Source organism: Pseudoalteromonas sp. ESRF-bin5, assembly GCF_002632075.1.
Classification (GTDB): domain Bacteria; phylum Pseudomonadota; class Gammaproteobacteria; order Enterobacterales; family Alteromonadaceae; genus Pseudoalteromonas; species Pseudoalteromonas marina.
The window spans coordinates 1-4,216 of sequence record NZ_NTLW01000301.1 but is presented as its reverse complement, the minus strand read 5'-3'; the positions used below and the strand labels follow the sequence as shown (position 1 = coordinate 4,216).

The following is a 4,216-nucleotide window of genomic DNA, read 5'->3' as shown; positions in this document are numbered from 1 at the left end:
TCTAAATTACAATAAGGGCACCATGCGCCACGGTAAAAACTAACAACGACAGGGCCTTTATTTAATAAATCGGCCAATTCTATATTTTTGCCTAGGTGGTTTGCCAAAATAAAGTTTTCTATTTTATCGCCAACCTGTAAGGCGTTATTTCGGATGTGCTGAGCAATTAATTCTTCGTTTGTTGTATTCATTAATGCTAAAACGTGTGCTGGTAAATTAGCTTCTTTTTGAACATTAAATGCATCTATTTGTGCTTTTAAACTCATGGCTTAGTCTCATCAATTATTAAACTTGGTCAAAAGTATATGGTTTTAAGTATTTAAATAAACATTGCAAAACTGAAAGCTTCATTCGAAAATATTAAACATTGAAAAGACATTGTGGGTTTTTATGTACAGCTTAAGTGATCTAGAAACGTTTATTGCTGTGGTTGAAAATAAAGGGGTGCTGGCAGCCGCTCGTGAACAGCGTTTATCACCTGCAACAGTCAGTCATCGCTTAAGTAAATTAGAGCGAGAGCTCGCTACTGTGCTTGTGTTTAGAGATAGCAGAAGAGTGCGCTTATCACCCGCGGGAGAAGTATTTTATACCCGCATAGGTGCCATAATTGAAGCATTACGTGATGCAGAACACAGTATTGGCGCACGTAGTTCATCGGTAAGTGGGTTATTAAGAGTAACCATGCCACCTTGGGTTTTCTCTAAATATGTAATGCCTAGGCTTAATGAATTTGAGCATGCTTTTCCAGATCTAAAACTAGACTTTTTAATAACCGATCAGTTTGTAAACGTAGTTGATGATGCGCAAGATGTTGCTATTCGTGTAGGGCAATTAAATGATTCAGGATTGCTTTCTCGTAAAATAGTCAATAACAGTCGTGTATTATGTGCTGCGCCTAGTTATATAAAAAAGCATTCAATGCCAACAACCATCACTGAGTTAGAAAAACATTTTTGGGTCTGTCTGCCATGGCAACGCCAATTAAAGCTTTATGATGCCCAACAAAAAATTCACACGTTTAATGCACAAACGCGCTTTACCATTTCAAATTCAGACAACATGACGCAAGCTGCCATTGCGGGCCACGGCATTGCTATAAAGTCTAGGCTTGCAATAAACGATGAGCTAAAAAATGGCACATTGGTAGAGGTGATGCCTAACGTACTTGCACAAAGCGATGCCCCTGTATGGTTTTTACGGCCACAAAATAGCTTAACAACCCGAAAAACAGATGTGTTTTTTGACTTTATGAAATCGTTATTCGCACGCACTGATTAATCGCAGATAAACGCGTTTAATTAAAACCATAAACAAAAAGCCTGTAAGCTCTGCAATAAACGCAATGATTATTGCGGTGATAATTGCTGCGGTAATTGAGTCTGTTTTTAAAATTATTTGCCCTTCAAAACGATGCCATACTTGCTGTTTTATAGTGTGAAGCTCGCTACGCAGTGTAAACAGATAAGGCGAGTTTGAAAATTCATCAACAGCCCTCGCCAAAGTTTGCTGACGCTGGCTGAGAGTTTGAATATGATTGGCACCTTCTCCCACAATTTCATCGCCTAAATTTTCATAGTGCTTTATTAACTTAGCAAGGTCGTTATTAAAGTATTTTTTAGCGTCTTTTTGAAAAGGCCCTATTGCATTATTTGCCTCCACTAATTGTGCGTTTAGTGCTTGGCCAAAATCACTCACAAACGCGGGTATTTGTACGCCTAAAAGTAGCCCGCAAGCAAAAAAACTCAGTCGGATATAGTCTAAAATTTTACCCATTAATTCTCCTAATAAAAAAATATGACATTTATACAACTAAAAATTTACATTTAACTAGTTTTTTATATTCAAAACTCGTAATCTTACGCTAACAATAATAACAACAGGTGTTTACTAAGGATGACCAAAAAGAATAAATTTGCGTCAACATTTGTTGATATTTCAAGCCAACTTAAACGCTTTGTTTCAAGAATAGTACAGCCCGATGATGTAGACGACATTGTGCAAGAAACATTTATAAAAAGCTACGAGGCTGATTTAAAACAAGATATTCAATATACCCGTAGTTACATGTTAAAAACCGCTAAACATTTAGCATTAAACCATGTTGCTAAGTGGGACAACAAATTTAACGATTCGCTAGACGACGACAGTGAATTACCTGTGTTGCTAAAGTCAATGCAGCTCGAAGATGAATACACGTCAAAAGAACGTTTTTTACTGTTTTGTAAAGCAACAGAGCAGTTAAGCCCATCAACCCGTAAATGTTTTATACTAAAGAAAGTATATGGCATGAGCCAAAAAGAGATCGCAAGCGAGATGCAGCTTAGTCAGAGTACTGTTGAAAAACACATTGCTAAAGGGTTATTAAAAACCATGCTTTACATGCGCGAACACGATCAAAGCCAAGTGGCAAAAACTAAGCACGACAATTCTCTTCATCCGTTAACAGTAAAGAGGGTTGCAAAATGAGCAATGTTCATCAATTTACTTCAAAAGATTTAATATTAGAAACAGCTTGTAACTGGATCAGCGCCATTGAACGCGGCTTATCAAAAGATGAAAAAGAGCAGTTTACATTGTGGATGATGCAGAGCAACGCCCACCAAGATGCGCTTTACGAGCTAGCCCACTTATGGGATGAAATATCTGTTTTAAACGAGCTCAGTAATTTATTCCCTCATCGTAATAGTAAACAACCCAAAAAAAGATGGCTGGTTTCAACGTCTATTGCAGCCAGTTTATTTGCAGCACTTATGGTGTGTAGTTATCTATTAATCAACTTAGAAAATGGTTACAGCCAACAATTAGCAAAAGTTAATTACACTAAAATTTATAAAACTAAAGTGGGTGAGCAAGCAACTTACGCATTACCCGACGGCACTATTGTGCAGTTAAATACAAATAGTTTATTAGAAGTTGCCTACAGCAAAGGCCGTAGACAGCTATTGCTCAACAGAGGAGAAGGGCGTTTTAACGTTGCTAAAGATGCATCTCGTCCATTTAGTGTAATGGCTGGCAATAAGAGTTTTACAGCATTGGGTACAGTGTTTAATGTTCAGCGTAATACATCTTCAGATCTAGAACTGGTGGTAACCGAAGGCAAAGTAATGATCACCGATCCGAGTGTGGCGGTGGATGCCAGTGACTTTAAAGCTTACCAGTCAGCTGACAAAAACGCAGATAAAATTCGCCAAATTAATGCCAATATAGTTACATCTGGCGAAAAAGCCGTTATAGAAAAAAGCATCACCAAACCAATTACCCAGCTCTCTATTGATGATGTTGAGCGTGACTTAGCATGGCAAAATGGCATGCTTGTTTTTAATGGTGAGCCGCTTAGCGATGCCTTAAACGAAGTGAGCCGTTATACTTCTACACGTTTTAAATTATCGTCTGAAGAACTTGCGTCTATTAAAGTTGCGGGTGTTTTCAAAGCAGGTGATGTGGCTGGGTTGCTAGAAAGTTTACACACTAACTTTTCTATTAATCATGAACGCCAAGGTAAACACACAGTTACGCTTACGCAAAATACAAAATCATAAGAAGCAGCTATGCAAATCAGACATATGTTAGATAAAGTTGCATCTTTAAATCCTGCACGTAAAAAAAAGATTAAAAAAAAGAAACAAAACCATAGAGGATTTTTGTTTGCCAGCTGTTTATATACGGTGCGCAGTAACCAATTGCATTTATTGAGTGGTTTATGTGTGTTTGCACCAGCTATGTTTAGCCTAAATGTGCAAGCCGCAAGTCAAACTACCGGGCAAATGGTGCAATTTGATATAAAAGCGCAGCGAGCAGACAAAGCCTTAATTGAATTTGCTAAACAAACCAAGCAAACCGTGGTGTTTTCATACGAGTTAGCTAAAGAGTATGAAGCAAATTCTGTCTATGGATTCTATACCCAACTAGATGCGCTGGAGGCATTATTGGTGGGGACTGAGCTCGATGCGGTTGTTGATCAAAATGGATTACTGAGTATAAAACTCAAACAAATCAACAGGAATGATAACAACATGATGAAGCTTTCAGCAGTCAGTGCAGCAGTATTACCGGCATTACTGGCGGTAAATTCTCAAGGTGTAAATGCAGCAGAAGACGTTGCTCAAGACAAAATCGAAAAAATTGCAATTGTCGGTAGCCGTGTAGCAGGGCGTTCGGTTGAAGATTTACCCGTTCCGGTCGATATTTTAAGTGCTGAAGCACTTGAAAATACAGG

5 protein-coding genes and 1 pseudogene are annotated in these 4,216 nt (G+C 38.2%); 4 read left to right on the top strand and 2 right to left on the bottom strand.

The genetic code is table 11. The features are described 5' to 3' along the window. Positions 1–266: redoxin domain-containing protein (locus BCG07_RS18450; protein WP_286891459.1), on the bottom strand; the 266-nt coding region annotated here is incomplete at its 3' end. A 124-nt stretch (positions 267–390) separates the two neighbouring features. Between BCG07_RS18450 and BCG07_RS18445 the strand changes: the two genes are divergently transcribed. After that, on the top strand, positions 391–1,278 hold the full coding sequence (locus BCG07_RS18445; protein WP_010557299.1) for a LysR family transcriptional regulator: 888 nt from the start codon (positions 391–393) through the stop codon (positions 1,276–1,278). On the opposite strand, the gene BCG07_RS18440 is transcribed toward BCG07_RS18445, so the two are convergent. Further along, positions 1,258–1,773, bottom strand: a complete 516-nt coding sequence (locus tag BCG07_RS18440; protein ID WP_286891457.1) for a DUF2937 family protein — start codon at positions 1,771–1,773, stop codon at positions 1,258–1,260. The genes BCG07_RS18445 and BCG07_RS18440 overlap by 21 nt on opposite strands. A gap of 120 nt (positions 1,774–1,893) precedes the next feature. On the opposite strand from BCG07_RS18440, the gene BCG07_RS18435 reads away from it, so the two are divergent. The 3 genes and pseudogenes from BCG07_RS18435 to BCG07_RS18425 form a co-directional block, all read left to right on the top strand. Continuing rightward, positions 1,894–2,466 carry an RNA polymerase sigma factor gene (locus tag BCG07_RS18435; RefSeq protein WP_006794666.1) on the top strand — a complete coding sequence of 191 codons (573 nt, stop codon included), beginning with the start codon at positions 1,894–1,896 and terminating at the stop codon, positions 2,464–2,466. After that, positions 2,463–3,539: a FecR family protein gene (locus BCG07_RS18430; protein ID WP_286891456.1), complete on the top strand. Its 1,077-nt coding sequence runs from the start codon at positions 2,463–2,465 to the stop codon at positions 3,537–3,539. Before BCG07_RS18435 ends, BCG07_RS18430 begins: the two co-directional genes overlap by 4 nt. Before the next feature lie 9 nt (positions 3,540–3,548). After that, positions 3,549–4,216 (top strand): annotated as a pseudogene (locus tag BCG07_RS18425) (ligand-gated channel protein); the annotation flags it as partial.

Excerpts from the sequence above, each read along its gene's own strand:
- BCG07_RS18435 (WP_006794666.1), top strand. The coding sequence starts at position 1,894 with ATGACCAAAAAGAATAAATTTGCGTCAACATTTGTTGATATTTCAAGC.
- BCG07_RS18445 (WP_010557299.1), top strand. The coding sequence starts at position 391 with ATGTACAGCTTAAGTGATCTAGAAACGTTTATTGCTGTGGTTGAAAAT.
- BCG07_RS18440 (WP_286891457.1), bottom strand. The coding sequence starts at position 1,773 with ATGGGTAAAATTTTAGACTATATCCGACTGAGTTTTTTTGCTTGCGGG.
- BCG07_RS18430 (WP_286891456.1), top strand. The coding sequence starts at position 2,463 with ATGAGCAATGTTCATCAATTTACTTCAAAAGATTTAATATTAGAAACA.